At 71.5% G+C, this 24,530-nt stretch carries 21 protein-coding genes; 12 read left to right on the top strand and 9 right to left on the bottom strand.

The window, feature by feature from the left end; translation table 11 throughout:
- The first annotated feature begins 81 nt into the window (after nucleotides 1-81).
- From CRP27_RS00670 to CRP27_RS00660, 3 genes are all read left to right on the top strand, one after another.
- Nucleotides 82-1,239 (top strand): ATP-binding protein, encoded by a 1,158-nt coding sequence (locus tag CRP27_RS00670; protein WP_097178892.1) that lies wholly within the window; start codon nucleotides 82-84, stop codon nucleotides 1,237-1,239.
- Nucleotides 1,236-2,564, top strand: coding sequence for a hypothetical protein (locus CRP27_RS00665; protein WP_097178891.1), 1,329 nt, complete (start codon nucleotides 1,236-1,238; stop codon nucleotides 2,562-2,564). The genes CRP27_RS00670 and CRP27_RS00665 overlap by 4 nt, the downstream gene beginning before the upstream one ends.
- Nucleotides 2,565-2,679: 115 nt before the next feature.
- The gene (locus CRP27_RS00660) at nucleotides 2,680-3,351 is read left to right on the top strand and encodes a response regulator transcription factor (RefSeq protein ID WP_097178890.1); all 672 of its coding nucleotides are present in this window, start codon (nucleotides 2,680-2,682) and stop codon (nucleotides 3,349-3,351) included.
- A 288-nt stretch (nucleotides 3,352-3,639) separates the two neighbouring features.
- Here CRP27_RS00660 and CRP27_RS00655 read toward each other — a convergent pair whose 3' ends face one another.
- From CRP27_RS00655 to CRP27_RS00640, 4 genes are all read right to left on the bottom strand, one after another.
- Nucleotides 3,640-4,905: an MFS transporter gene (locus CRP27_RS00655; protein ID WP_097178889.1), complete on the bottom strand. Its 1,266-nt coding sequence runs from the start codon at nucleotides 4,903-4,905 to the stop codon at nucleotides 3,640-3,642.
- A gap of 279 nt (nucleotides 4,906-5,184) precedes the next feature.
- Nucleotides 5,185-5,364 carry a hypothetical protein gene (locus CRP27_RS00650; protein ID WP_141399642.1) on the bottom strand — a complete coding sequence of 60 codons (180 nt, stop codon included), beginning with the start codon at nucleotides 5,362-5,364 and terminating at the stop codon, nucleotides 5,185-5,187.
- 117 nt (nucleotides 5,365-5,481) lie between these two features.
- Complete coding sequence (locus CRP27_RS00645) at nucleotides 5,482-5,790, bottom strand: thiamine-binding protein (protein ID WP_097178887.1); 309 nt, start codon at nucleotides 5,788-5,790, stop codon at nucleotides 5,482-5,484.
- Nucleotides 5,787-7,040, bottom strand: coding sequence for a glycosyltransferase 87 family protein (locus CRP27_RS00640; RefSeq protein WP_097178886.1), 1,254 nt, complete (start codon nucleotides 7,038-7,040; stop codon nucleotides 5,787-5,789). The genes CRP27_RS00645 and CRP27_RS00640 overlap by 4 nt, the downstream gene beginning before the upstream one ends.
- 60 nt (nucleotides 7,041-7,100) lie before the next feature.
- Here CRP27_RS00640 and CRP27_RS00635 point away from each other — a divergent pair, with 60 nt between their 5' ends.
- Nucleotides 7,101-7,811: a YceI family protein gene (locus CRP27_RS00635; RefSeq protein ID WP_097178885.1), complete on the top strand. Its 711-nt coding sequence runs from the start codon at nucleotides 7,101-7,103 to the stop codon at nucleotides 7,809-7,811.
- A gap of 204 nt (nucleotides 7,812-8,015) precedes the next feature.
- Here CRP27_RS00635 and CRP27_RS00630 read toward each other — a convergent pair whose 3' ends face one another.
- Nucleotides 8,016-8,876 carry an ADP/ATP-dependent (S)-NAD(P)H-hydrate dehydratase gene (locus tag CRP27_RS00630; RefSeq protein ID WP_097178884.1) on the bottom strand — a complete coding sequence of 287 codons (861 nt, stop codon included), beginning with the start codon at nucleotides 8,874-8,876 and terminating at the stop codon, nucleotides 8,016-8,018.
- Between the two features lie 24 nt (nucleotides 8,877-8,900).
- Here CRP27_RS00630 and CRP27_RS00625 point away from each other — a divergent pair, with 24 nt between their 5' ends.
- The 4 genes from CRP27_RS00625 (at nucleotide 8,901) to CRP27_RS00610 (ending at nucleotide 13,231) form a co-directional block, all read left to right on the top strand.
- Nucleotides 8,901-9,545, top strand: coding sequence for an HAD family phosphatase (locus CRP27_RS00625; protein WP_097178883.1), 645 nt, complete (start codon nucleotides 8,901-8,903; stop codon nucleotides 9,543-9,545).
- Nucleotides 9,542-10,624, top strand: coding sequence for an NADH:flavin oxidoreductase/NADH oxidase (locus tag CRP27_RS00620; protein WP_097178882.1), 1,083 nt, complete (start codon nucleotides 9,542-9,544; stop codon nucleotides 10,622-10,624). The genes CRP27_RS00625 and CRP27_RS00620 overlap by 4 nt, the downstream gene beginning before the upstream one ends.
- Nucleotides 10,625-10,835: 211 nt before the next feature.
- Nucleotides 10,836-12,197: a hemolysin family protein gene (locus tag CRP27_RS00615; RefSeq protein ID WP_097178881.1), complete on the top strand. Its 1,362-nt coding sequence runs from the start codon at nucleotides 10,836-10,838 to the stop codon at nucleotides 12,195-12,197.
- Nucleotides 12,194-13,231 (top strand): hemolysin family protein, encoded by a 1,038-nt coding sequence (locus CRP27_RS00610; RefSeq protein ID WP_097178880.1) that lies wholly within the window; start codon nucleotides 12,194-12,196, stop codon nucleotides 13,229-13,231. Before CRP27_RS00615 ends, CRP27_RS00610 begins: the two co-directional genes overlap by 4 nt.
- A gap of 350 nt (nucleotides 13,232-13,581) precedes the next feature.
- On the opposite strand, the gene CRP27_RS00605 is transcribed toward CRP27_RS00610, so the two are convergent.
- Nucleotides 13,582-15,021: a GuaB1 family IMP dehydrogenase-related protein gene (locus tag CRP27_RS00605; RefSeq protein WP_097178879.1), complete on the bottom strand. Its 1,440-nt coding sequence runs from the start codon at nucleotides 15,019-15,021 to the stop codon at nucleotides 13,582-13,584.
- A gap of 270 nt (nucleotides 15,022-15,291) precedes the next feature.
- Between CRP27_RS00605 and CRP27_RS00600 the strand changes: the two genes are divergently transcribed.
- Nucleotides 15,292-19,050: a multifunctional oxoglutarate decarboxylase/oxoglutarate dehydrogenase thiamine pyrophosphate-binding subunit/dihydrolipoyllysine-residue succinyltransferase subunit gene (locus CRP27_RS00600; RefSeq protein WP_176505414.1), complete on the top strand. Its 3,759-nt coding sequence runs from the start codon at nucleotides 15,292-15,294 to the stop codon at nucleotides 19,048-19,050.
- An 18-nt stretch (nucleotides 19,051-19,068) separates the two neighbouring features.
- Here the strand turns inward: CRP27_RS00600 and CRP27_RS00595 are convergent, their stop codons facing one another.
- The 3 genes from CRP27_RS00595 to CRP27_RS00585 form a co-directional block, all read right to left on the bottom strand.
- Nucleotides 19,069-19,509, bottom strand: coding sequence for a GNAT family N-acetyltransferase (locus CRP27_RS00595; RefSeq protein WP_097178878.1), 441 nt, complete (start codon nucleotides 19,507-19,509; stop codon nucleotides 19,069-19,071).
- A 107-nt stretch (nucleotides 19,510-19,616) separates the two neighbouring features.
- Nucleotides 19,617-19,859, bottom strand: coding sequence for a zf-HC2 domain-containing protein (locus tag CRP27_RS00590; RefSeq protein ID WP_079236294.1), 243 nt, complete (start codon nucleotides 19,857-19,859; stop codon nucleotides 19,617-19,619).
- Nucleotides 19,856-20,629, bottom strand: coding sequence for a sigma-70 family RNA polymerase sigma factor (locus CRP27_RS00585; RefSeq protein WP_097179572.1), 774 nt, complete (start codon nucleotides 20,627-20,629; stop codon nucleotides 19,856-19,858). The genes CRP27_RS00590 and CRP27_RS00585 overlap by 4 nt, the downstream gene beginning before the upstream one ends.
- Before the next feature lie 126 nt (nucleotides 20,630-20,755).
- Between CRP27_RS00585 and aroA the strand changes: the two genes are divergently transcribed.
- The 3 genes from aroA to CRP27_RS00570 all read left to right on the top strand — a co-directional run bounded on the left by aroA (nucleotide 20,756) and on the right by CRP27_RS00570 (nucleotide 24,527).
- Complete coding sequence (gene aroA, locus CRP27_RS00580; protein ID WP_097178877.1) at nucleotides 20,756-22,102, top strand: 3-phosphoshikimate 1-carboxyvinyltransferase; 1,347 nt, start codon at nucleotides 20,756-20,758, stop codon at nucleotides 22,100-22,102.
- 4 nt (nucleotides 22,103-22,106) lie between these two features.
- Nucleotides 22,107-23,153 (top strand): ribosome small subunit-dependent GTPase A, encoded by a 1,047-nt coding sequence (gene rsgA / locus CRP27_RS00575; RefSeq protein WP_097178876.1) that lies wholly within the window; start codon nucleotides 22,107-22,109, stop codon nucleotides 23,151-23,153.
- 177 nt (nucleotides 23,154-23,330) lie between these two features.
- A complete protein-coding gene (locus tag CRP27_RS00570; protein WP_141399641.1) occupies nucleotides 23,331-24,527 on the top strand; it encodes a hypothetical protein in 1,197 nt (398 codons plus the stop codon).
- Nucleotides 24,528-24,530: the final 3 nt, after the last annotated feature.

Raw genomic sequence — 24,530 nt, 5'->3', positions numbered from 1 at the left:
GCGCGTGGAATGATGGCGTGGTGCCCGGGCTGACCGAGGCTCGGTTTTCCCTCACACGACGTCACCAACCAGGACACACCGATGGACTTCATCGCACAGGAACGCGACCGCTTGCTGCGGTCGACCACCCGTGTCGTCGGCGTCGTCTGCGCACTCGTTTCCGTCATCGGCATCATCAGTGCGCTCGCCGTGCCGATCATCCCGCTGCTCGGCGCCCTGGCCTGCATCGCCATCATGATCGGCGGCTTCCTCGTCTTCGGGTGGAACGGGTCGGTCTGGTGGACGGCACTCATCCTCGCGTCCGGTCTCGGCGCGCTCGCCCTCCTGTTCTTCGGCGTCGACGACACGGTCCGCCCGGTGATCGCGAGCGCCGTCGTCCCCCTCGCAGCGGGCAGCATCTCCGCTCCGCTCATGGCCCAGCGCGGCCAGCCCGTCGGACTCGGACTCACGATCGCGGCCGGTGCCGCCGTCGTCGTCGGGATCGTCTGGGCCAGCGGCAGCATCCTCGCCGCTCCCGTCACCGGTGCGCTGCTGGGATGGGTCCTCATCGCGGTCGTCACCATCTGGATCTCCCGGGCCATCCCGCGGGTGGCACGCCGCATCTACAGCATCGGCACCGCGCACCGCGCCGAGCGCCAGGCCAGCGAGACCGAGGCCCAGCGACGCCAGGGTGCACGGCTCCTGCACGACACCGTGCTCGCGACCCTGACCCTCCTCGCGCACTCCGGGGTCGGTGTCTCCGAGCAGGCCATGCGCGAACAGGCAGCCGAGGACGCCCGGCTGCTCCGCCACCTCCGCCTCGGCGCGACGCCGCAGCCCCAGCAGTCCGGCGACTACTCGCTCACCCGCGAAGAGGAGTCGCCCCTCGGTCAGACCCTCGAGTCCGTCAAGCAGCGCTTCGGCCGCATGGGTCTCGAGGTCAGCTGGCACGGCACCGGACAGGTCCTGCTGCCGTCCCACGTGCTCGACGCGTTCCTGCTCGCCCTGGGCGAGTGCCTGGAGAACGTCCGTCGTCACGCCGGGGTCGGCGAGGCACACGTGACGATCGTGCACGACAACGAGATGGTCCGGGCGATGGTCACCGACTCCGGCGTCGGCTTCGACCTCACCCACGTCAGCGCCGAGCGTCTCGGCTTCAAGGAGAGCGTCGTGAACCGGCTCCGCGAGGTCGGCGGCGACGCGAAGCTCTTCTCCGCGCCGGGTTCCGGCACGACCGTCGTGCTGGAGGCGCCGCGATGACCCGCATCCCCGAGGACACCATCAGCCGAGGACTCCCCGGCGAGACCGTCCAGCCCGCACCGCGGACCCGACGGGAGGCCCGTGAGCGCTACCGGGGCAGCGAGCGTCGACAGGCACGCGGGCTCCCCTCCACCTCCACCGGTGCGCGGTCCCTGCGGCAGGCCGCCAAGCCCGGAGCCTCGCTCGGCGCCGGGTACCTCGGCCTCGGCGCCGCGGTGCTCACCGGCATCGAGGCCGTCGCCGGCATCGTCTTCTTCCTCATCCGCTGGACCGAGTTCACCGATCCGTGGCTGCCGGCCGCTGCCTGGGCGCTCTACCTGGTCGCGGCCGTCGGGGTCGGGCTGAGCCTGCTCACGTACGGGGAGCGCCTCACCGGACTCGCGTTCGTGCTCATCTGCGTCGTCCTCGCCTGTGTGGTGACGCTCGACTTCGTCGGCATCTGGCCCGAGCACGACCTCGCGCACACCGCCTCGGCGTCGGTCGCCGCCGGGTTCGCACTCCTGCCCGTCGCGACGCTGCGGCCGGCCCGCGAGGTCGCCGCCGCCATCGCCGTCCTCGGCCTGGCGTTCGTCGGGATGGCGATCGCCTCGACCCCGATCACGAGCGACACGATGCCCGCCATGGTCTCCACGCTCGCACTCGTCACGGTGCCGCCGTCGATCGCGATCTTCGTCGTCCACCGTTTCCGGCAGCTCGTGCAGCGCGAACTCGACCGTGTCCTGGTGCAGAGCAACGTGCAGGCGCCGCAGTTCGCCGTCGGCATGCTCGCCTCGGACGAGCTCGCCCGCCTCGACCTCGCCGCCGAGAAGCTCCTCGACGCCGTGGCCAACGGCAGTGATCCCCTGCCGCTGTCCGACGCGTCGGCCTCGGTGGCGTCCTCGCTCGCGACCGAACTCCGGCTGCACCTCATCGAGGGCCGTCGCGAGACGTGGCTGTACCACGCCATCACGGAGTCGGACAACCTCGGCCGGTCCGTCAGCGTCGCCGATCCGCAGTCGCTCGCGGGCCACCTCTCCCCCGCGCAGCGCGACGGCCTGCTGCAGGCACTGTGGCAGATGGTCGGTGTCGCCGAGGGTCGGAGTTCCCAGGCCGGATCGCCCGTCGTCTCGGTCACACTCGGCCCGGTCGGCTCCGACGGCCACCCCGTCACCGACGAGACCATGGACGTCCCGATCGTCTTCGAGTCCCGCGGCGTCCCCCGCCGCCGGCTCGGCCCGACCGCCTGGAGTGCCCTCGAGCGGATCGGCCCGTACACCGACTCCGTCCGCGACGGAGCACTCCACGTCGTCGCGCACTGCGTCGTGAACCGACATCCGTCGATGTAGTCGTCGCACGGAACCGGCTGGGCCCGAACTGCCGGACACCCTGACCAGCCTGCCCGTGTCACGTGGCCCGGCCCCCTAGGATCGGCCACGACCGCCCCCGAGAAAGGACGCCACCATGGCGACTCCAGAGGAACCGATCCGACTCGCGCTCGTCGACGACCACAGGATGCTCCTCGGCGCGCTCACCGAGTGGATCCGCAGCGCCGCCGACGACATCACGCTCGTCGCAGCCGTCACCACCTGGCCCGAGCTCCTCACCAGCCCGGCGTTCCCGGTGGACGTGGTGCTGCTCGACCTGGACCTCAAGGACTCCATCCCGGTCTCGCTGAAGATCTCGACGCTCAAGACCGCCGGGGTGAAGACCGTCGTGATGAGCACGTACTCGGAGCCGAACGTCGTCCGCGAGGCCCTGGCCGCCGGCGCCCTCGGCTACCTCGTGAAGAGCGAGGACGCGGACATGATCGTCGAGGCGATCCGTGCCGCGCAGCGCGGCGAGCAGTACGTGTCGGCGGAGCTCGACCTGGCGATCAACAGCGGTGACGTCGGCGGCGTGCCGAAGCTCAGCGCCCAGGAGCGTCGCGTCATGGCCCTGTACGGCGGCGGCGAGCCCGTGAAGAGCGTCGCGTACCAGCTCGGCATCTCCGAGGAGACCGCGAAGAGCTACCTCAAGCGCATCCGCGAGAAGTACCGCGTCGCCGGCTTCGACGTCGGCACGAAGGTGGCGCTCCGGAAGCGCGCGATCACCGACGGCATCATCGTCCAGGACGGCAGCCCGCTGGGGCTGTAGTCGCGCGCGTTCGGCTGAGCAGCAATCGTCGGGTCCCGAGACGGGACCCGACGATTCCTGCTCGCTGGACGCGGTCTGCCGCACCGTGCGACGGCCTGGAGGCGCGGTGCGGGGCCGCCACGCGCCTCCAGGCCGATGGGCGGTCGCGTCCGAAATCCGCCGAAACGACCGATGCGGGCGATTCCGCGGCGGCCGTGCCGCCGAAGCGGCAGGATGCCGCGGACGTTCCGCGGCACCCTGTCGCGTTCGCGGGGGCGAACCCTCGCGACGTCGCGCGCTGCGCGCGCGTCAGACCAGCGGGATGGGCGCGGTGATCGGGCCGGTGGAGGGCGACGGCGAACGAAGGGCCGCACGACGCGTGCTGCGGCGTTCGGCGCCGTAGCTGACCGTCGTCATGAGCACACCGAGCAGCGCCAGGACGATGCCGAGCCACCCCGGCGCCGTGAACCCGAACCCGGCAGCGATGACCGCGCCACCGAGGGCTGCACCGAGCGAGTTCCCGATGTTGAACGCCGAGTGGTTGAGCGCCGCCGCGATGGTCCGTGCGTCGCCGGCGACGTCCATCAGGCGGGACTGCACCGCCGGCGGGATCGCGGACGAGGTCGCCCCGAGCAGGAACGCCCCGAGGAAGATCCCCCACACCCACTGCGCGGTGAGGACGGTGACGAGCAGAGCACCGATCAGCGCGAACATGCCGACGTAGATCGTGCGCTTGACGCTGTGGTCGGCGAGGTGCCCGCCGAGGATCCCTCCGACGACCATGCCGATTCCGACGACCACGAGGACGAGCGGCACGAACGACTCCGACAGCCCGGTGACGTTCTGCACGAGCGGCGAGATGTACGAGTAGACGGCGAAGAACCCGCCGAAGCCGACCGCTCCGAGGCCCATGACCATCCAGACCTGCGGCACGCGGAAGGCGCGGAGCTCCCGGCCGATCGTCGCGTGCTCGTCACGGGCGCTGCGCGGCACGAACGCCCACACCGCGAGGAAGGTCAGCGCGAACAGCACGGCGACGACGCCGTACGCGACCCGCCAGCTGGCGACCTGTCCGACCCAGGTGATCGACGGCACGCCCACGACGTTCGCGACGGACAGGCCGAGCAGGACCATCGCGATGCCCTTGCCGCGCTTGCCGGGGCCCATGATGTCGCCCGCCACGATCGACGCGATGCCGAAGTACGCACCGTGCGGCAGGCCCGCGACGAAGCGCGCCACGAGCACCAGGCCGAACGACGGCAGGACCGCGCTCGCCACCGTGGCCAGGACGAACCCGACGAGCAGCACGAGGATCAGTCCCTTGCGCGGGAACTTCGCCGACATCGCCGCGATCGTGGGCGCACCGACGACGACGCCGAGGGCGTACGCGCTGACGAGCCAGCCGGCGTGGGCGATCCCGGCGTCCGGGTCGACGCCGTACTGGTGCGGCAGGAGTGCCTCGGCGATGTTCGGCAGGAGGCCCATCGCGACGAACTCGGTCGAACCGATGGCGAACCCGCCGAGGGCGAGTGCGATGAGCGCGAGTGCGCGGCGCGCAGGCGTGAGCTGGGACATGGGGCCTTCGGAACGGGAGGAGCGGGACGGGATCCGGACGTCGACTCGCGTGAGTCGGCTGGGACCGTCGGTGCGCGTGGTCGCCGCACCGGGCCTCCGTTCCGTGCGTCTGGGGACGACGCAGCCGGAGCAGCGTGCGCCGCGACCCGGCCGGGTGGAGGGCGGTCCTGGTTCAGCGGCGAACGGGGACGACCGGTCGCTGCGAGCGTCCGGTCCCAGCAGTGTAGACCGCTCCAAACCCCGAACGGAAGTCAGGCGGACGAATCGATTCGACCCGCGTCAGGCGGCGCGGCGCTCGACCTGTGCGGGAGCGGCGGCGACGAGACCGGGGAGTTCGTCACGGTGCACCCATCCGGCGCCGCACTCGGTGCAGCTCGCCCAGGCGTTGGTCCCTGCTTCGTCCGTGTCGATGACGACCGTTCGCAGGTCGCAGTCGGGGCACCAGCCGTCGTGCATCATCACGCGCTCCTCGTCGTCGTCGTGTGGACGCCACTCGCGTCCGACACCGACAGGACACACCCGACCACCGACATCCGTGGGAGGCGCCCGGCGTGTCGCCTCAGCGCAAGCCGACGGTCATTCGCCGAGCGCGGCCTCGAGTCGCTCGAGCTTGCCGTCGATCTCGCCGGTGCGACCGGGGCGGATGTCGGCCTTCAGCACGAGCGAGACCCGCGTGCCGTACGCCCCGACCGCCTCGGTGGCGCGCTTGACGATGTCCATGACCTCGTCCCACTCCCCCTCGACCTCGGTGAACATCGACGAGGTACGGTTCGGCAGCCCGCTCTCGCGGACGATCTTCACCGCCGCGGCGACGGCATCGTGCACGGCTCCGTCCGACGATGCGGAGGGACCACCGGACGGGGCGACGGAGAACGCGACGATCATGCGTCCATCCTGCCCGCTGCGGGGACGACCGGCACGGACGTGACACGGGCACGGACGCCCAGCCGGACGATCGCGACGACACTCCAGACGAGCACGGCGACCTCGAGGGCGTTCCGGAGCGTCAGCACGACGAGGATCCACGGTTGCACAGTGAGCACCTGGTCGTAGAAGCCCGGGTAGATGACCTGGGTGAGCAGGGCCATCGGGATGGCGGCCACGGCGACCGGCAGGAAGCGTCGGGCGCTCGGACGACCGGCGACGAGCCCCCACACGATCGGCACGGCGAACCAGCCGATGTACTGCGGCGACCCCACCTTGTTGGTGGCGACGAGCGCGGCGACGAACAGCAGCGCGAGCAAGGGCGCGGCCTCGGCCCGGTGGGCGCCGCGGCGGACGGCCCAGAGCGCGAGCACGACCCCGGCCACGACCACCACGGCCATGAGCGGCGTGGACACCGCGGCGGCCGCGTGCGTCCCGGCGCCGGAGACCTCGAACGTCAGGATCTCCTGGTTGTAGTAGACCGCGGCGCCCGGTGCGCCGAAGGCCGCCGCCCACATGAACGGCGTCGCGAGGGGCGCCTCGATCTGCAGGGCCCGCCCGGTCTGCTGCCCGACGAACGACAGCAGGTGCGCCGCTCCCCCGTACAGGACGTCGACGAGCACGATGAGCGCCGTGAGCACGAGGGCGCCGGCGACGACACCGCATCGGTGCCCGCGCCGGAGCAGCAGGAGCACCCCGACGAGTGCTGCGGGCCACACCTTCGTCCAGGCGCCGGCGGTGAACAGCGCCGAGGCGATCGCCGGCCGGGTCGCGACGAAGGCCACACCGATCAGGGCGAGCACGGTGGCGACGGTGTCGATGCGCCCGAGCCCGATCGGCCCGAGGGCGAGCAGGAACGCCAGCCACCACCACACGACCCGCACGCCGAGGCCCCGGAACCGCCAGAGGAACCCGCACGCGACCGCGTCGAGGACGATCATCAGCACGAGCCAGCCGGTGCCGATCGACCCGACGCCACCGAGCGCCGCAGCGGCCATCGGCACGATCGCGAGGATCGGGTAGACCCAGTCCTCGTCGATCCCGACCCAGAACCCGGAGGCGTGCCCGGTCTCGATCCACCGGCGGTAGGTGATGGTGACGTCGCCGAGCGGCAGGTTCGCCGAGATCGACGTCAGCCACCAGAGCAGGGCGTGCACGGCCACGAACGCCACGGCGAAGCCGACCACCTCGAGCCACCGCGTCCTCTGCACCGGACGAGCGTAACGGGAAGACACAGCCCTTCCCGAGCATGACGTGTCACCGTTCTGCTCGTGACCACCGACACCCCGCGCAAGCGCCGCAAGGCCGTCATCTGGATCTCCGTCATCGCCGCCGTCGTCGTCATCGGCGTCGTCGCCGCGATCGTCGGCACGAACCTCTACACGAGCAGCGAGAACGCGAAGGCATCGGCAGCGCCGTCCGTCGCCGCGAGTCGCGCACCCTCCACGATCGACGACTCGGACCTGTCCGGCGAGTGGACCGTCGGTGGCGACTCCGAGGCCGGGTACCGCGTCCACGAGGTCCTCAACGGCTCGGACGTCACCGTGACCGGGCGCACCGACAGCGTCACGGGCAGCGCGACGGTCGACGGGACCTCCATCACGAAGGCGACCGTCACCGTGCAGGTCGCGGACATCGCCACGGACTCGGACCAGCGCGACTCGTACTTCCGCGACTCGGCGATGGACACGTCGGCGTTCCCGACCGCCACGTTCGAGCTCGCGGAGCCGATCGCGGACGCGGTGCCGAGCGGGTCCGGTACGACGAAGGTCGAGGCCTCCGGCAACCTCACCCTGCACGGTGTCACGAAGGCGGTCACGGCGACGCTCGAGGTCGGGCTGAACGGCGACGGCGTCGACATCTCCGGCTCGATCCCGATCACGTTCTCGGACTACGACGTGCAGGCCCCGAGCCTCGGCTTCGTGAAGGTCGACGACGCCGGTGCCGTCGAGTTCCTCGTGCACGCCACCCCCGGGTCGTAGTCGGCGACACCGCCGACGCGACCAGACACCGCCGGTCCCACGAGACACCGCCCGTTCCGGCGGTGTCTGACGCCGGATGCGGCGCGTTGACCGTCGCGCGGCGTGTCGCGTCTGCACCCCGCGACCGGCGTGCGCACGCACGGAACGACATCGCACCGGTCGATCGACGCGCGCAGTGTCGACGACCGCGTGCGACCCGCGTCCCTACCCCCGCGCGTCACCCTCGACGACGAGGTCCCGCACCACACCCGGCAGCTGCTCGACGAGCGCCGCCATCGTGAACGGCCCACCGCCGGACGCCCGCCGCGCCGCGAGCCCGTGCACCACCGCGGCCGAGGCGGCCAGGTGCGCCAGGTCCGACGGCGTCAACGACGAACCCGACGCCTCGGCCGCGCCCTGCCGGGTCGCCACGAGCGCGCCGAGCACCCCGCCGAGGACGTCACCGGCACCGGCGGCGGCGAGCCACGGCGTCGCCGACGAGGCCACTAGCCGCACCGACCCGTCCGGCGTCGCCACGTGCGTGGCCGATCCCTTCAGGAGCACGACGCTCCCGGTCTGCGCCGCGGCTCGGACCGCTGCCGCTGCCGGGTCCTGCTCGATCGACTCACGCGACTCGTGCAGGACGCCGGCGAGCTCCCCCGCGTGCGGCGTCAACACGGCGAGTGGCCCGAGTTCGACCAGCGGGATCGCACCGGCGTCGACCACGACGGGGACCCCGTCGTCGGACGCGTGCCGGAACCCCTCCGCCGTCACGTCGTCCAGGTCGTCGAGCGAGCCGGCCGAGATCCCCGAGCCGACGAGCCACGCCTGCACGCGCCCGACCCCGGCGACGACCTCGGGACGCCTCGCGAGCACGTGGTCGGACGCCCGCGACGGACCGACGTACCGGACCATGCCGACGCCGGTGTGCACCGCGGCGTCGACGCCCAGCACCGCGGCACCCGGGTACTGGTCGGAGCCGGTGGCGACGCCGAGCACCCCGCGTCGGTACTTCGTCGAGTCGCCGTGCGGGGCGGTGGTCCAGGCGGCGGCGTCGGTCGGGGCGAAGGGGACGAAGTCGTTCACGGACGCCACGTTACGGTGGAGCGCATGAGCCTGTTCCTGCCTGGTCGCGTGGTGGTCTTCGACTACGGCGAGGTGATCAGCCGGACGCCGCACGCCTCGCGGGACGCCCTCGTCGCGGCGACCGGGGTGCCGGCGGACGAGCTGTTCCCCGTCTACCAGGAGCTCCGGCACGACCTGGACCGCGGCGACCTGTCCGTCGTCGACTACTGGCGGGCGATCGCCGCCCGCACCGGCCGGACGTGGAGCGTCACCGACGTCCACCGCTTCTGGGCGATCGACTTCACCGGCTGGTTCGAGGTCGAGCCGGAGACCCTCGCGATCGTCGAGGAGCTGCACGACGCCGGTACGCGGGTCGCCCTGCTGTCGAACGCCGGCTTCGACTTCGGCGACCCGTACCGTCGGTCCCCGATGGGCTCCCTGTTCGAGACCGTCGTGGTGAGCGCCGAGGAGCACGTCCTGAAGCCGGACGCCTCGATCTACCGCGACACGTGCGCACGCCTGGGAATCGACGCGGCGCAGATGGTGTTCGTCGACAACAGGGCCGAGAACGCCGCCGGTGCGGAAGCGATCGGGGCGGTCGGCCACCACTACACGTCGTCCGCCGGGCTGCGCGCGTTCCTCGAGGGACTCGCGGACACCGGCGCGACCGCCGAGAAGGAGTCCGCGTGACGCACGCCCTGTTCGAACCGATCACCATCCGCGACCTGACGGTCCGCAACCGCATCTGGGTCTCCCCGATGTGCCAGTACTCGGTCGAGGCGCAGGACGGCGTGCCGACGCCGTGGCACCTCGTGCACCTCGGCGGGTTCGCCAAGGGCGGTGCCGGCGCGGTCGTGGTCGAGGCCACCGGCGTGGTGCCCGAGGGTCGGATCAGCCCCCAGGACCTCGGGCTGTGGAACGACGAGCAGCGCGACGCCTTCCGGCCGATCGTCGACTTCATCCACTCGCAGGGCGCCGCCGCGGGCGTCCAGCTCGCGCACGCCGGCCGCAAGGCCTCGACGTTCCGCCCGTGGGAGCCGACGCACGGATCCGTCCCCGCCGACCGGGGTGGCTGGAGCACGGTGGCGCCCTCCGCTGTCGCCTTCGACGGGTACGCCGAGCCGCGCGAGCTCGCCACCGAGGACATCCGCGTCGTGGCCCTGGCCTTCGCCGCCGCCGCACGCCGCTCGGTCGAGGCCGGGTTCGACCTCGTCGAGCTGCACGCCGCCCACGGGTACCTGCTGCACCAGTTCCTGTCGCCGCTGAGCAACCACCGGACCGACTCGTACGGCGGTTCGCTCGAGAACCGCGCCCGCGCGCTGCTCGAGGTGCTGGACGCCGTCCGCGCCGAGGTCGGCGAGGGCTTCCCCGTCGTCGTCCGGTTCTCCGCCACGGACTGGGTCGACGGCGGGCTGACGCTCGAGGAGACCACGCAGGTCGCACGCTGGGCCGCCGAGCACGGTGCCGACCTCGCGGACGTCTCGACCGGCGGCAACGCCGCGAGCGCCCCGATCCCGGTCGGCCCCGGCTACCAGGTCCCGCACGCCGCGGCGATCAAGCGCGACGCCGGCATCGGCACGATCGCGGTGGGGATGATCTCGGAGGCGTTCCAGGCCGAGCAGATCGTCGCCACCGGGCAGGCGGACGTCGTGATGGTCGGCCGGGAGTTCCTCCGCGACCCGGCGTTCCCGCTCCGCGCCGCCGTCGAGCTCGGCGTGACCGTGGACTACGAGCCGCAGCAGTACCACCGCGCGCGCGTCACGGCGTAGGCCGGTCTGCGCGACGCGGGTCGCGCCTCCAGGGTGGTCACGCTGACCGACTGGAGGCGCGACCCGCCTTCTGTACGTTTTCTCGGCCTGGCCGCGCGCCAGGCAGTACGATTGACCTCACTGTGGACGATCCCCCGAATAGTTCTTCGCCTCACTCATCCGCCGCTCACTCGGTGAGCTGCACTCCCTCGCGCCGTGCGGGAGGTGAATCATGAGTCCGATCGACATCGTCATGCTGATCGGCGGCATCCTGCTGACACTCGGCACGGGTGTCTTCGTCGCGTCCGAGTTCGCGCTGGTCAACCTCGACCGCGCCGAGGTCGAGGCCCGCCGGGACCGCGGTGAGACCGGCCTGGCGCCCGTCATCGGCGCGCTGAAGGTCACCTCGACGCACCTCTCCAGCGCCCAGCTCGGCATCACGCTGACCACGCTGCTGACCGGCTACCTGCTCGAGCCGTCGATCGCGAAGCTGCTCGAGGCGCCGTTCCTCGCGATGCGGCTCCCCGAGGCGATCGTCGAGACCGTCGGGTCGATCGTGGCGCTCGTCATCGCGACCCTGCTGTCGATGATCCTCGGCGAGCTCGTGCCGAAGAACTTCGCGCTCGCGCTCCCGCTGCAGACCGCGCGTCTCGTGGTCCCGCTGCAGGTGGCCTTCACGACGGTGTTCAAGCCGGCCGTGGCCGTGCTGAACGGCACCGCCAACGCCGTGCTCCGGTCGATGGGCATCGAGCCGCAGGAAGAACTCTCGGGTGCACGCAGCGCCGAGGAGCTCACCTCACTGCTGCGACGCTCCGCCTCCGAGGGATCCCTCGAACAGGACACCGCGACGCTGCTCGAACGCACGATCTCGTTCTCCGAGCTCAGCGCGAGCGACGTGATGACCCCGCGCCCCCGCGTCTCCACGATCCGGGTGTCGGAGTCAGCAGAGGACGTCATCGCCCTCGCCCGCCGCACCGGGTTCAGCCGTTTCCCCGTCATCGAGGAGGACGCGGACGACGTCGTCGGCATCGTGCACGTCAAGCAGGCCGTCGCCGTGCCGCGTGAGAAGCGTCCGGAGGTGCCCGTCGGGGCGCTCATGACCGACGCCGAGCGCGTGCCGGAGACCATGCCGGGCGACACCCTGCTCGCCGAGGTCCGCGGTCGCGGCTACCAGATGGTCATCGTCGTCGACGAGTACGGCGGCACCGCCGGGGTCGTCACGCTCGAGGACCTCGTCGAGGAGCTCGTCGGCGAGGTCTCCGACGAGCACGACCGCGCCCGCATCGACGTGGTGCGCTCCCGTGACTGGCTGACGTTCCCCGGCCTCCTCCGGCCGGACGAGCTCGAGGACCGCGCCGGCGTGAAGGTGCCGGAGGACGGCCCGTACGAGACCGTCGGCGGGTTCGTCATGTCGACCCTCGGCCGGCTGCCGGTCGTCGGTGACGAGGTCCCGCTCGACGGCGGTGTGTTCCGGGTCGAACGGCTCGACGGACGGCGCATCGACCGGATCCGCTGGACACCGACCCCGCCGCAGACCCCGGCCACCGGGATCATCATCCCGGCGACGAAGACGACGAAGGGGGCGGTTCGATGAGCTCCGACTGGTGGGGCATCTTCTGGCTCGTCGTGCTGCTGCTCGGCAACGCCTACTTCGTCGCGGCCGAGTTCGCCGTCATCTCCGCGCGCCGCTCCCAGATCGAACCCCGCGCCGAGGAGGGCTCGAAGGCCGCGCAGATGACCCTGTGGGCGATGGAGCACGCCACCCGCATGCTCGCGACCACGCAGCTCGGCATCACGGTGTGCTCGCTGCTCATCCTGAACGTGTCCGAGCCGGCGATCCACCACCTGCTCGAGGTTCCGCTGCACCTGACCGGCTGGAGCGTCGGGGTCATCGGCATCGTGGCGTTCGTGTTCACGCTGCTGCTCGTGTCGTTCCTGCACGTGGTGTTCGGCGAGATGGTCCCGAAGAACATCTCGTTCTCGATGCCCGACCGTGCGGCGCTGCTCCTCGTGCCGACGCTCTGGTACATCGGCCACGGCCTGCACTGGGTCGTCGTCGGCCTGAACGAGGTCGCCAACGCGGTGCTCCGGCTGTTCCGCGTCGAGCCGAAGGACGAGGCGGTGAGCGCCTTCACCGTGGAGGAGGTGCAGACCATCGTCGAGCAGTCCCGCCGCGAGGGCACCCTCACGGACGACGGCAAGCTCGCCCTGGCGTTCGAGTTCACCGAGAAGAAGGTGAAGGACGTCGCCGTGCCGATGCGCGAGCTCGTCACGCTGCCCGAGGACGCCACCCCCGGCGACGTCGAACGTGCCGTGGCGCAGCGCGGGTTCTCCCGGTACGTGCTCGTCGGCGAGGACGGCTCCCCCACGGGCTACGTGCACGTGAAGGACGTCATCGACCTGCGCCCGGACGAGTACGACGACCCGGTGCCGCCGAAGCGCATCCGGCAGCTCATCTCGCTCTACACGGAGATGGACCTGGAGGACGCGCTCGCCACGATGCGCGCCGCCGGCCGTCACGTGGCGCGGGCGTTCGACGCCGAGGGCCGGACGCTGGGCGTGCTCTTCCTCGAGGACATCCTCGAGGAGCTCGTCGGCACCGTCGAGGACGCGACCCGACGGCGGTAGACCGCAGAGCGGACAGCCTGGAGGCGCGGTGCCAGCTGGCACCGCGCCTCCAGTCCGTCCGTGGTCGCGACCACCCCGCCGAGCCGACAGTGCGCCGCCGAGGCGCGCCGTCCGTCCCGCCAGGCCGACAGATCCCCGCGGGGATGTGGCGGGAGCCTGTCGCTTTCGCGAGGGGCGACGGACTGGAGGCGCGGCTCAGCCTGCCACGCGCTTCCAGTCCGCCCGTGGTCGCGAGCACCCCGCCGAAGCGACAGTGCGCCGCCGAGCGGCACCGTCCGTCCCACCAGGCCGACAGATCCCCGCGGGGATGTGGCGGGAGCCTGTCGCTTTCGCGAGACCCGCGCCGCGCGCTACCAGCTGACGGGAAGCGGCTTGCCCTCCTCGTAGCCGGCGGCCGACTGGATGCCGACGAGCGCCCGCTCGGAGAACTCGGCGAGCGAGGACGCGCCCGCGTATGTCGCCGAGCTGCGGACACCGGCGGTGATCATGTCGAGCAGGTCCTCCACCGAGGGCCGCTCCGGGTCGAGGTAGATGGTCGACGACGAGATGCCCTCGGCGAAGAGCGCCTTGCGTGCCCGCTCGTACGGGTCGAGCCGCTCGAAGCGCTCCCGGACGGCCTTCGCGGACGCCATGCCCCAGCTCTCCTTGTAGGCGCGGCCGCTGTCGTCGCGGCGGAGGACACCGGGCGCCTCGAGCGTGCCGGCGAACCAGGAGCCGATCATCACGGCGGATGCGCCAGCGGCCAGGGCGAGCGCGACGTCGCGGGGGTACCGCACGCCGCCGTCTGCCCACACGTGCGCGCCGAGCGACCGGGCTGCTGCGGCCGTCTCGAGGACGGCCGAGAACTGCGGCCGACCGACGGCGGTCATCATGCGGGTGGTGCACATCGCGCCGGGGCCGACACCGACCTTGATGATGCTCGCACCGGCGTCGACGAGGTGCGCGACGGCGTCGGCGGTGACGACGTTGCCGGCGACGAGCGGGATGTCGAGTCCGAGGGCGGCCACCGTGCGGAGGGCGCGGAGCATGCCCTCCTGGTGTCCGTGGGCGGTGTCGAGGACGAGGACGTCGACACCGGCCGCGGCGAGGGCCTGCGCCTTCGCGGCGACGTCGCCGTTGATGCCGATCGCGGCGGCGACGCGGAGCCGCCCGGAGGCGTCGACCGCCGGCGTGTAGATGTCGGAGCGGATCGCACTCGTCTGGCTCACCGTGCCGACGACCTTGCCGTGCCGGACCACCGGCGCGAAGTCGACCTCTGCGCCGCTCAGCACGTCGTACACGTGGCGGGGTGTGCCGGCGTCCTCCGCGTCGACCGCGGTGGACGCGCCGTGCAGCAGGTCGCCGAGCGTGGCGTCCGGGCCGGCGGTGCCGAGGCGTCCGGCGGGCACGCAGCCGAGGTACTCCCCCGACGCGTCGCGCACGACCACACCACGACCGGCGACGGGGAGGAGCTGCTCGAGGGCCTCGGCGACGGTGGTGTCCGCGCCGAGGTCGTAGGCGGTGTCGAAGTCGACCGGCTGGTCCTTCACCCACCGGATCGCGGCGTCGAGGTCCTGCAGGTGCATGTCCTGCGGGAGCACGCCGAGGCCCCCGCGGCGGGCGAGGGTGGCCGCGAGCCGCGGGCCGGTGACCGAGTTCATGTTCGCGCTGACGATCGGGATGGTGGCACCGGTGCCGTCGTTCGTCGAGAGGTCCACGTCGAAGCGGCTCGTCACCGCCGAGCGGCTGGGGACGAGGAAGACGTCGGAGTAGGTCAGGTCGTGTGTCGGCCGCGTCTCGTAGAACCTCATGGGCCCCACTGTACGGCTCCGTCGGGTGGCCGGTCTGGACGGCTCGGCCCGCCTCCGGCGCGACACGCGCGACGGGCGGACTGGGCCCCGCCGCCGGTACCGGGGCGACGCGCCAGCGGCGGTCCGGCCGTGCCGGTGGGAGAGGCGCGACCCGCCTTCTGCTGACACCGAACGGTCATCTGTGAGCGGCTAGGCTTGGGACCTGTGCGGGGCAGGGTTGCCGCGCACGACACACACGAGCATCTATCGACGGAGAGTGGGCGATCGGCTGTGTCGAGCCATCTGACCGGAACGGACGAGACCGCGGGCGAATTCGGGGCGAACGAGTGGCTCGTCGACGAGCTCTACGAGCAGTTCGTCGCGGACAAGGAGTCGGTCGACAAGTCCTGGTGGCCGGTCCTCGAGAGCTACCACCGCACGCAGGGTGGTGGTGACGCTCCGGCAGCGCCCGCTCCGACGTCCGCCCCGGCACCGTCCGGGGGCCAGCAGTCCACGGCCCAGCAGTCGTCGACCCAGCAGCCCGCGACCGGTGACGCCCCCGCCGAGGCCAAGGCCGGCCCGATCCAGGCGAAGACGACGTCCCGCCAGCCGACGCCGCAGCCGATCCCGGCCGAGGCGAACGACGAGGCCGACGACCACGAGGAGACCCACGAGGACGTCGCCACCCCGCTCCGGGGCATGGCGAAGACCCTGGCGTCGAACATGGACGCCTCGCTCACCGTCCCGACGGCGACGAGCGTGCGGACGATCCCGGCGAAGCTGATGATCGACAACCGCATCGTCATCAACAACCACCTGCGTCGGGCACGCGGCGGCAAGATCTCCTTCACGCACCTCATCGGCTGGGCGATGGTCCAGGCACTCAAGGACTTCCCGAGCCAGAACGTGTTCTACGAGGAGCGCGACGGCAAGCCCTTCGTCGTCCAGCCGGCGCACGTGAACCTCGGCATCGCGATCGACGTCCCGAAGAAGGACGGCTCCCGGTCCCTGCTCGTCCCGAGCATCAAGCGCGCCGAGACCCTGACGTTCGGCCAGTTCCTCTCCGCCTACGAGGACCTCGTCAAGCGCGCCCGCGACAACAAGCTCACGCCGACCGACTTCCAGGGCACGACGATCTCGCTGACGAACCCGGGCGGCATCGGCACCGTGCACTCGGTCCCGCGCCTGACGAAGGGGCAGGGTGCGATCATCGGCGCCGGCGCTCTCGAGTACCCCGCACAGTTCCAGGGTTCGGCGTCGAAGACCCTCGTCGAGCTCGGCATCGGCAAGACGATCACGCTGACGAGCACCTACGACCACCGTGTCATCCAGGGTGCGGGCTCGGGCGAGTACCTCAAGAAGGTGCACGAGCGCCTCATCGGCGAGCACGGCTTCTACGAGGGCATCTTCGCGGCGCTCCGGATCCCGTACAAGCCGATCCAGTGGGCGAACGACATCAACGTCGACCTGGCGCACCGGGTCAACAAGACCGCGCGCGTGCAGGAGCTCATCAACAGCTTCCGCGTCCGCGGGCACCTGATGGCGGATATCGACCCCCTCGAGTACCGGCAGCGCACGCACCCCGACCTCGAGATCGAGAGCCACGGGCTGACCTTCTGGGACCTCGACCGCGAGTTCGTCACGGGTGGTCTCGCCGGCACCACGAACGCCCCGCTGCGCGACGTGCTCGGGATCCTCCGCGACGCCTACTGCCGCACGGTCGGCATCGAGTACATGCACATCCAGGACCCGGAGCAGCGCCGCTGGGTGCAGGCCCACATCGAGGTCCCCTACTCGAAGCCGTCGAAGGACGAGCAGCTGCGTGTCCTCGGCAAGCTCAACGAGGCCGAGGCGTTCGAGACGTTCCTGCAGACGAAGTACGTCGGCCAGAAGCGCTTCTCGCTCGAGGGCGGCGAGTCGACGATCGCGTTCCTCGACACCCTCATCCAGCACGCCGCGACCGCCGGCCTCGACGAGGTCGCGATCGGCATGGCCCACCGCGGCCGCCTCAACGTGCTCACGAACATCGCCGGCAAGACGTACGGGCAGATCTTCCGTGAGTTCGAGGGCTCCTCGCTCCCGGGCTCCGTGTCGGGGCAGGGCTCGGGCGACGTGAAGTACCACGTCGGCACCGAGGGCGTGTTCCGCGCATCGGACGGCACCGCGATCCCGGTGACCATCGCCGCGAACCCGTCCCACCTCGAGGCCGTCGACGGCGTGCTCGAGGGCATCGTCCGCGCCAAGCAGGACCGTGAGGCACCAGGCACGTTCGGCGTCCTCCCCGTGCTGGTGCACGGCGACGCGGCGATGGCCGGCCAGGGTGTCGTTGTCGAGACGCTGCAGATGTCCCAGCTGCGCGGCTACCGCACCGGCGGAACCGTGCACCTCGTCATCAACAACCAGGTCGGGTTCACCACGCCGCCGGAGTCGGCCCGCAGCTCGGTGTACTCCACCGACGTCGCGAAGACGATCCAGGCGCCGATCTTCCACGTGAACGGCGACGACCCCGAGGCCGTGGCCCGCGTCGCGGAGCTCGCCTTCGCGTACCGCGAGGAGTTCCACCGCGACGTCGTCATCGACCTCATCTGCTACCGCCGCCGCGGCCACAACGAGGGCGACGACCCCTCGATGACGCAGCCGATGATGTACAACCTCATCGAGGCGAAGCGCTCCGTCCGCACCCTCTACACCGAGGCCCTCGTCGGCCGCGGCGACATCACGCAGGAGGAGTACGACGAGGCGCACCGCGACTTCCAGGACCGCCTGGAGCGCGCCTTCGCCGAGACGCACGAGGCGCAGACCGGCACGATCCCGGTGATCACGGTCGACGACGACGGCGCCGTGCAGGGCCTCGAACGCCCGGCCGCGCAGCGTGACGACTCCGAGAACGAGGTGCACGACACCGCGGTCTCCGAGGAGCTCGTCCACGCGATCGGTGACGCGCACAGCAACCCGCCGGCCGGCTTCTCGATCCACCCGAAGCTGCAGCAGCTGCTGTCGAAGCGCACCGACATGACGCGCAACGGCGGGATCGACTGGGCGATGGCCGAGCTCATGGCGATCGGTTCGCTGCTCGTCGAGGGCAAGCCCGTCCGGCTCGCCGGCCAGGACGCCCGACGCGGCACCTTCGTCCAGCGGCAGGCGGTGTTCCACGACCGGGTCAACGGCCAGGAGTGGCTGCCGCTCGCGAACCTCACCGAGGACCAGGCTCGCCTGTACATCTACGACTCGCTCCTCAGCGAGTACGCGGCGATGGCGTTCGAGTACGGCTACTCGGTCGAGCGTCCAGAGGCCCTCGTGCTCTGGGAGGCGCAGTTCGGCGACTTCGCCAACGGCGCCCAGACCGTGATCGACGAGTTCATCTCCTCCGCCGAGCAGAAGTGGGGACAGCGCTCGGGCCTCGTGCTCCTGCTCCCCCACGGCTACGAGGGGCAGGGGCCGGACCACTCGTCCGCACGCATCGAGCGGTACCTGCAGCTCTGCGCCGAGGACAACATGGTGGTGGCACGGCCGTCGACCCCGGCGTCGTACTTCCACCTGCTGCGCCGCCAGGCCTGGGAGCGCCCCCAGAAGCCGCTCATCGTGTTCTCGCCGAAGGCCATGCTCCGGCTGCGCCAGGCGACGAGCGCGGTGGACGCCTTCACGAGCGGCACCTTCCAGGAGGTCATCGACGACGACCGCGTGTCGGACCGGTCGGCCGTGCGCCGCGTCGTCCTGCACTCGGGCAAGGTGCACCACGACCTCCGCGCCGAGGTCGAGAAGCGCGGAGCCACCGACGTCGCCCTCGTCCGCCTCGAGCAGCTCGCACCGCTGCCGCTCGAGCGCATCCTCGAGGTCCTGGCCGGCTACCCGGACGCCGACGTCGTGTGGGCGCAGGAGGAACCGGAGAACCAGGGCGCCTGGCCGTTCGTCTGCATGAACCTGTCGCCGCACCTGAACGGTCGGCCGCTGTCGGTCGCCGCCCGTGCCGCGAGCGCCGCACCGGCCACAGGGTCCTCGAAGCGCTCCGCGCAGGAGGCCACCGAGGTCATCAGCAAGGCCCTGGGCTGACGCCGACGACGGGGCGCGCTACGCGATCTTCGTGTACCGCACCCCGGCGTCGTGGTACCCGCGCTTCTGGTAGAACCGGTGCGCGCTGTCCGTCGCTGCCGCACTGACGGCGCTGAGGCGACGCGCGCCCTGCTCGACGGCCCATGTCTCGAAGGTGCCGATGAGCGCGGAACCCGTGCCGAGCCTCCTGGCAGACTCGTCGACCACCAGCAGGAGGAGCTGCGCCGTCGGCTCGTCGCTCGCGTAGGCCCACGTGACCTGCGCGCCCGCGACGGCGACGGCACGGCCGTCCTCGTCGCGGACCAACCAGGTGCGGTGGCCGGCCTCGGGCGTGAGCCGTTCGAGACGGGCCCGCATGGCGGGCTCGTCGACGACGTGACCGAGCAGTCGGACGAGGGCGGCGACGTCGGCGACGTCCGTGTCGGACCAGGTGGTGATCGACTCGACGGGGAGGGTCATGGACGCGACACTACCGACCGCACCCGCCGTGTGACGACGGAGCCGCAGCGGCTGCGGGGACCCTCAGTGGGTCGCCTGCCCGGCGCTAGTGGGTCGCCTGCCCGGCGCTAGTGGGTCGCCTGCTCCACGCGGATGCGGGCGAGGATCTCGGACCGCAACTGGTCGGGAGCCGTCTCCTTGCACGCGCGACGCACCGTCTCGATCAGGACCACGCCGACACGGTGCTCGGTCGTGCAGTCCTCGCAGTCCTCCATGTGCTCACGGATGTCCGCCGCGTCCTCGCGGCAGAGCTCCCCGTGCAGGAACTCCTCGAGCTCGGCCTTCGCCTTCGAGCAGTCGCAGCCGCTCATCGTGCTTCCTTCCCTTCGACGCGACCCGAGGTCGCAGCAACCTTCCGGCCGCGTCCGCGCATCGTCGCCGTCGACGCTGCGTCCGGGACGATGCCGGTCTCACGTGCGTGGTCCGCCAGGAGCCCCCGGAGGAGTCGGCGTCCACGGTGGAGGCGGCTCATGACCGTCCCCACGGGGGTCTTCATGATGTCGGCGATCTCCTGGTAGGAGAACCCCTCGACGTCGGCGAAGTAGACGGCCATCCGGAAGTCCTCGGGGATGGCCTGCAGCGCGTCCTTCACGGCGGAGGACGGCAGGTGGTCGATGGCGTCGGCCTCGGCGGACCGTGCCGAGATCGACTGCGTCACGCTCTCCGCGCCGCCGAGCTGCCAGTCCTCGAGCTCGTCGATGGTGCCCTGGTAGGGGTTGCGCTGGTTCTTGCGGTACGTGTTGATGAACGTGTTCGTCAGGATCCGGTACAGCCAGGCCTTCAGGTTCGTGCCCTGCTTGAACTGGCGGAACGCGGCGAACGCCTTGACGAAGGTCTCCTGCACGAGGTCGGACGCGTCGGCGGGGTTGCGGGTCATCCGCATCGCGGCGCCGTAGAGCTGGTCCATGAACGGCAGCGCCTGGTCCTCGAAGAGGGAGCGCAGTTCGGTGTCGGAGACGGTCTTCGCGTCGACGACGTCGTCCGTCTCGAGCGCTTCCTGCTCCTCGGACACCGCGTCGAGCTGCGCCTCGGTCTCCGCGACCAGGTCGTGCGGTGCTGCCTGCGGTTCGTCGGTCGTCATCGCGGTCAAGTCTAGGCTGCGGGCGTCCCCGAGCGTCGTCGGCTCGGCGGGCACGGCGGTTCGGGGCCGTGCGAGTGTTGCTGTCGCCAATGATCCTCCCGGTGCGTTCAGTACCCTTGTGAACCGATGGCAGCCACGACGCATTCCCAGTCCCGGACCGAGCCCTGGATCGCACCGCTCGCACGCGGTCCCCTGCGCGGCGACGTGTCGCTGCCCGGGTCGAAGTCGCTGACGAACCGGGAGCTCGTGCTCGCCGCCCTCGCCGACGGCCCGTCCACGATCCACCTCCCGCTGCACTCCCGCGACTCGGCGCTGATGATCGCGGGCCTCCGGCAGCTCGGCGTCGGGATCGAGGAGCTCGCGGGCGACAACCCGTACGGCCCGGACCTCCGCGTCACCCCGGCCCCGATGCACGGGGACGTGCGGCTCGACTGCGGGCTCGCCGGCACGGTCATGCGCTTCCTGCCGCCGCTCGCCGCGCTGGCGGTCGGTCCGGTGACGGTCGACGGCGACCCGTACGCGCGGAAGCGCCCGATGCACGCGATCATCCAGGCGCTCGTCGACCTCGGGGTGGACGTCACGGACGACGGCGGCGGCGCGATGCCGTTCGCGCTCACCGGCACCGGCTCGGTCCGGGGCGGGGCGCTGACCATCGACGCCTCGGCCTCGTCGCAGTTCGTCTCCGGGCTGCTGCTGTCCGCGCCCCGGTTCGACGAGGGGCTGCACCTCACGCACGTCGGTGCGCACCTGCCGAGCCTGCCGCACATCGACATGACGGTCGACGTGCTCCGCGCCCGTGGCGTCCGCGTGGACCAGCCCGCCGTCGGCGAGTGGGTGGTGCACCCCGGACCGATCGCCGCACGCGACGTGACGATCGAGCCGGACCTGTCGAACGCTGCTCCGTTCGCGGCGGCCGCGCTCGTCGCGGGCGGCACCGTCCGCATCCGCACCTGGCCGACGTCGACCACGCAGGTCGGGGCCGACCTCGAGACGCTCCTCCCGCTGTGGGGCGCGACCGTCACGCGCGACGGCGACGACCTCGTCTTCGACGGCGGCGTCGGGATCCGGGGTGGCGCCTCCCTCCCGGGTCTCGACCTGGACCTCAGCCGCGGCGGTGAACTCGCCCCGGCGCTCGTCGCGCTCGCGGCGCTCGGCGCCGGTCCGACGGAGATCACCGGGATCGGCCACCTCCGTGGGCACGAGACGGACCGGCTCGCGGCACTCGCCGAGGACGTCAACCGGTCTGGAGGCGCGGTGCAGGAACTCGACGACGGCCTCCGGATCGAGCCTGCCGCACTCCACGGCAGCGACTGGGGCGCGTACGACGACCACCGGATGGCGACCGCTGGAGCGATCGTCGGCCTCGTCGTCGACGGCGTTGCCGTCGACGACATCGGATCGACCGCGAAGACGCTGCCGCAGTTCCCGGAGCTGTGGGCTGACCTGGTCGCGACCGGGGACGCGGGGGCCTGACGCGATGAGCTGGTGGGACGACGTCGACGGTGACGACACGGACGCGGACGAACCGTACGGGCAGTACGACGAGTCGAGCGTCCGGGTCCGCCCGAACCCGAAGGGCAACCGCCCCCGCACGAAGGTCCGGCCGACCTACGACGACGCCCCGACCGGCTGGGTGACGAACGTCGATCGCGGCCGGTTCGGCGTCCTCGTCGGCGACCGGGTCATCACGGCGACGAAGGCACGAGAACTCGGGAAGAAGTCCGTCGTCACCGGCGACACCGTCCACCTCGCCGGCGACGTCTCCGGCGAACCGGGTTCGCTCGCCCGCATCGTGAAGGTCGCCGAGCGCACCACGCTGCTGCGCCGCAGTGCCGACGACACCGACGAGGTCGAGCGCGTCATCGTGGCGAACGCCGACCAGATGCTCATCGTCGTGGCCGCCGCCGACCCCGAGCCGCGCACCCGACTGATCGACCGGTACCTCGTGGCGGCGTTCGACGCCGGCCTCGACCCGATCCTCTGCATCACCAAGACCGACCTCGCCGACCCCACGGCGTTCCTCGCGCACTTCGCCTGCCTGGACCTGCGGATCGTGACGAGCCGCTCGGACGACGTGCCGTTCGACGCCCTGCACGAGGTCCTCGACGACAAGGTCACCGTGACCGTCGGACACTCCGGCGTCGGGAAGTCGACGCTCGTGAACGCGCTGACCGGGTCGTCACGGGCGACGGGGGTCGTGAACTCCGTCACCGGGCGGGGGCGGCACACCTCGTCGTCGTCGATCGCGCTGCAGGTGCGGGACGGCGGCTGGATCATCGACACCCCCGGTGTCCGGTCCTTCGGGCTCGGGCACGTCGACCCGGCGAACGTCTTCCGCGCCTTCGCCGCGCACGCGGTCCCCGTGCGGGAACCCGCCGACGGCATCCCGCTCGACCAGGCGCACGACTGGGAGATCGTCGACCGGGTGCAGGACGGCGAGCTCGGGGCGACCGGTCTGGAGCGGCTCGACTCGTTCCGGGCGCTCCTGACGGGCATGGGCGCGTCCGACCCCGGCCTGGAGTAGCGCCGGGCGGTCACGCGCGGCGGTCCGTGCGTGCGCAGTGTGCGAGGTTTCGCGCTGCGTGCGATCCCGCAGCCCTCGCACGGTGGGCGGAACCTCGCACGCTGCACGCCGGACCTCGCACGGTGCGAGGGGCGCCCGGGTCGACAGGTGCGCACCGGCGTTGTACAGTTACCCGTCGTGTCTGAAGTTGCAAAGTACAACTTTGCGCCGACCCCCGCCGTCGACGCCCCGTCCTCCACCATGACGACAACGACGTCGCACGTGCACACCTCCCCCGCCCAGCCCCACTCGCACGCCGCACCCCGGTCCACCAGGAGCCCGCGCCAGCCGAAAGGACCGTCCGTCGTCCGCCCGCAGGGCCTCGGTCACATCCTGCTGAGCTTCGGCTCGCACATCCTCGTGCCGCTCTTCCTGGCCGTCGGCATGGGCCTGGCCTACCTCGGCGCCTTCCACGCTCCGACACCGCACGACCTCCCCGTCGGCATCGTCGGCCAGGGTGCGGCGACGCAGGTGTTCGCCCAGACCGTCACCGACCAGTCGGACGGCGCCCTCGTCACGCACGTGGTGTCGTCGACCGCCGAGGCCGAGCGGCAGGTCCGCGACCGCGAACTCGCCGCCGTCTACGCGCCAGGGACGACCGGTGCGACGCTCTACGTCTCCACCGCCGCGTCGGAGACGACCGCGAGCGCCGCGCAGAAGATCTTCATGCCGATCGCCTACCAGGCGCACCTGCCCTTCACCGTGCAGGACGTCGTCCCGTCGGGCGACCAGGACACCACCGGCCAGGGGCTCTTCTTCCTCCTGGTGGCCCTGAGCGTCGGCGGCTACGCCTCGGCGATCGCCGTGGCCGCGTTCGCCGCCCGACTCCGTCCGCTCTGGACGGCGGTGATCGGCCTCGCGACCGCCGGGGTCGTCGCCGGCATCGGGATCGTCATCGCCGGCCCGCTCTACGGGATCATCACGACGCACCGCTGGGAGATCTTCCTGTACGCGTGGATGTACGACGCGATCATCGTCGCGCTCGGCGTCGGCCTGCACCCGCTGCTCGGGCGGTGGACGACCCCGATCCTCACGATGCTCTTCGTGATGCTCAACTTCACGTCCTCCGGCGGCATCTTCCAGCCCGCGTTCCAGCCGGGCTTCTTCGCCGGCCTCAACACCTTCTGGAGCGGCGCCGCCTGGCTGCAGGCCGCCCAGGACCTGCAGTACTTTCCCGGGGCTTCGCTCGGCCGGTCGTCACTCGTCCTCGCACTCTGGCTCGCCGTCGCCGTCCTGCTCTGCGTCGTCGTGCACGGACTCGTCGCCCGCCGGGCCCGCATCGCCCGCGACCGCGAGGTCACTGCCCTGGAAGAGGAAGAGGTCGTGGCGGCGTAGCCC

The sequence above is a fragment of the Curtobacterium sp. 314Chir4.1 genome, from assembly GCF_900215175.1.
Lineage (GTDB): Bacteria > Actinomycetota > Actinomycetes > Actinomycetales > Microbacteriaceae > Curtobacterium > Curtobacterium pusillum_A.
Note: the sequence above shows the minus strand (reverse complement) of the source record. Positions and strands in the feature narration are given on the sequence as shown.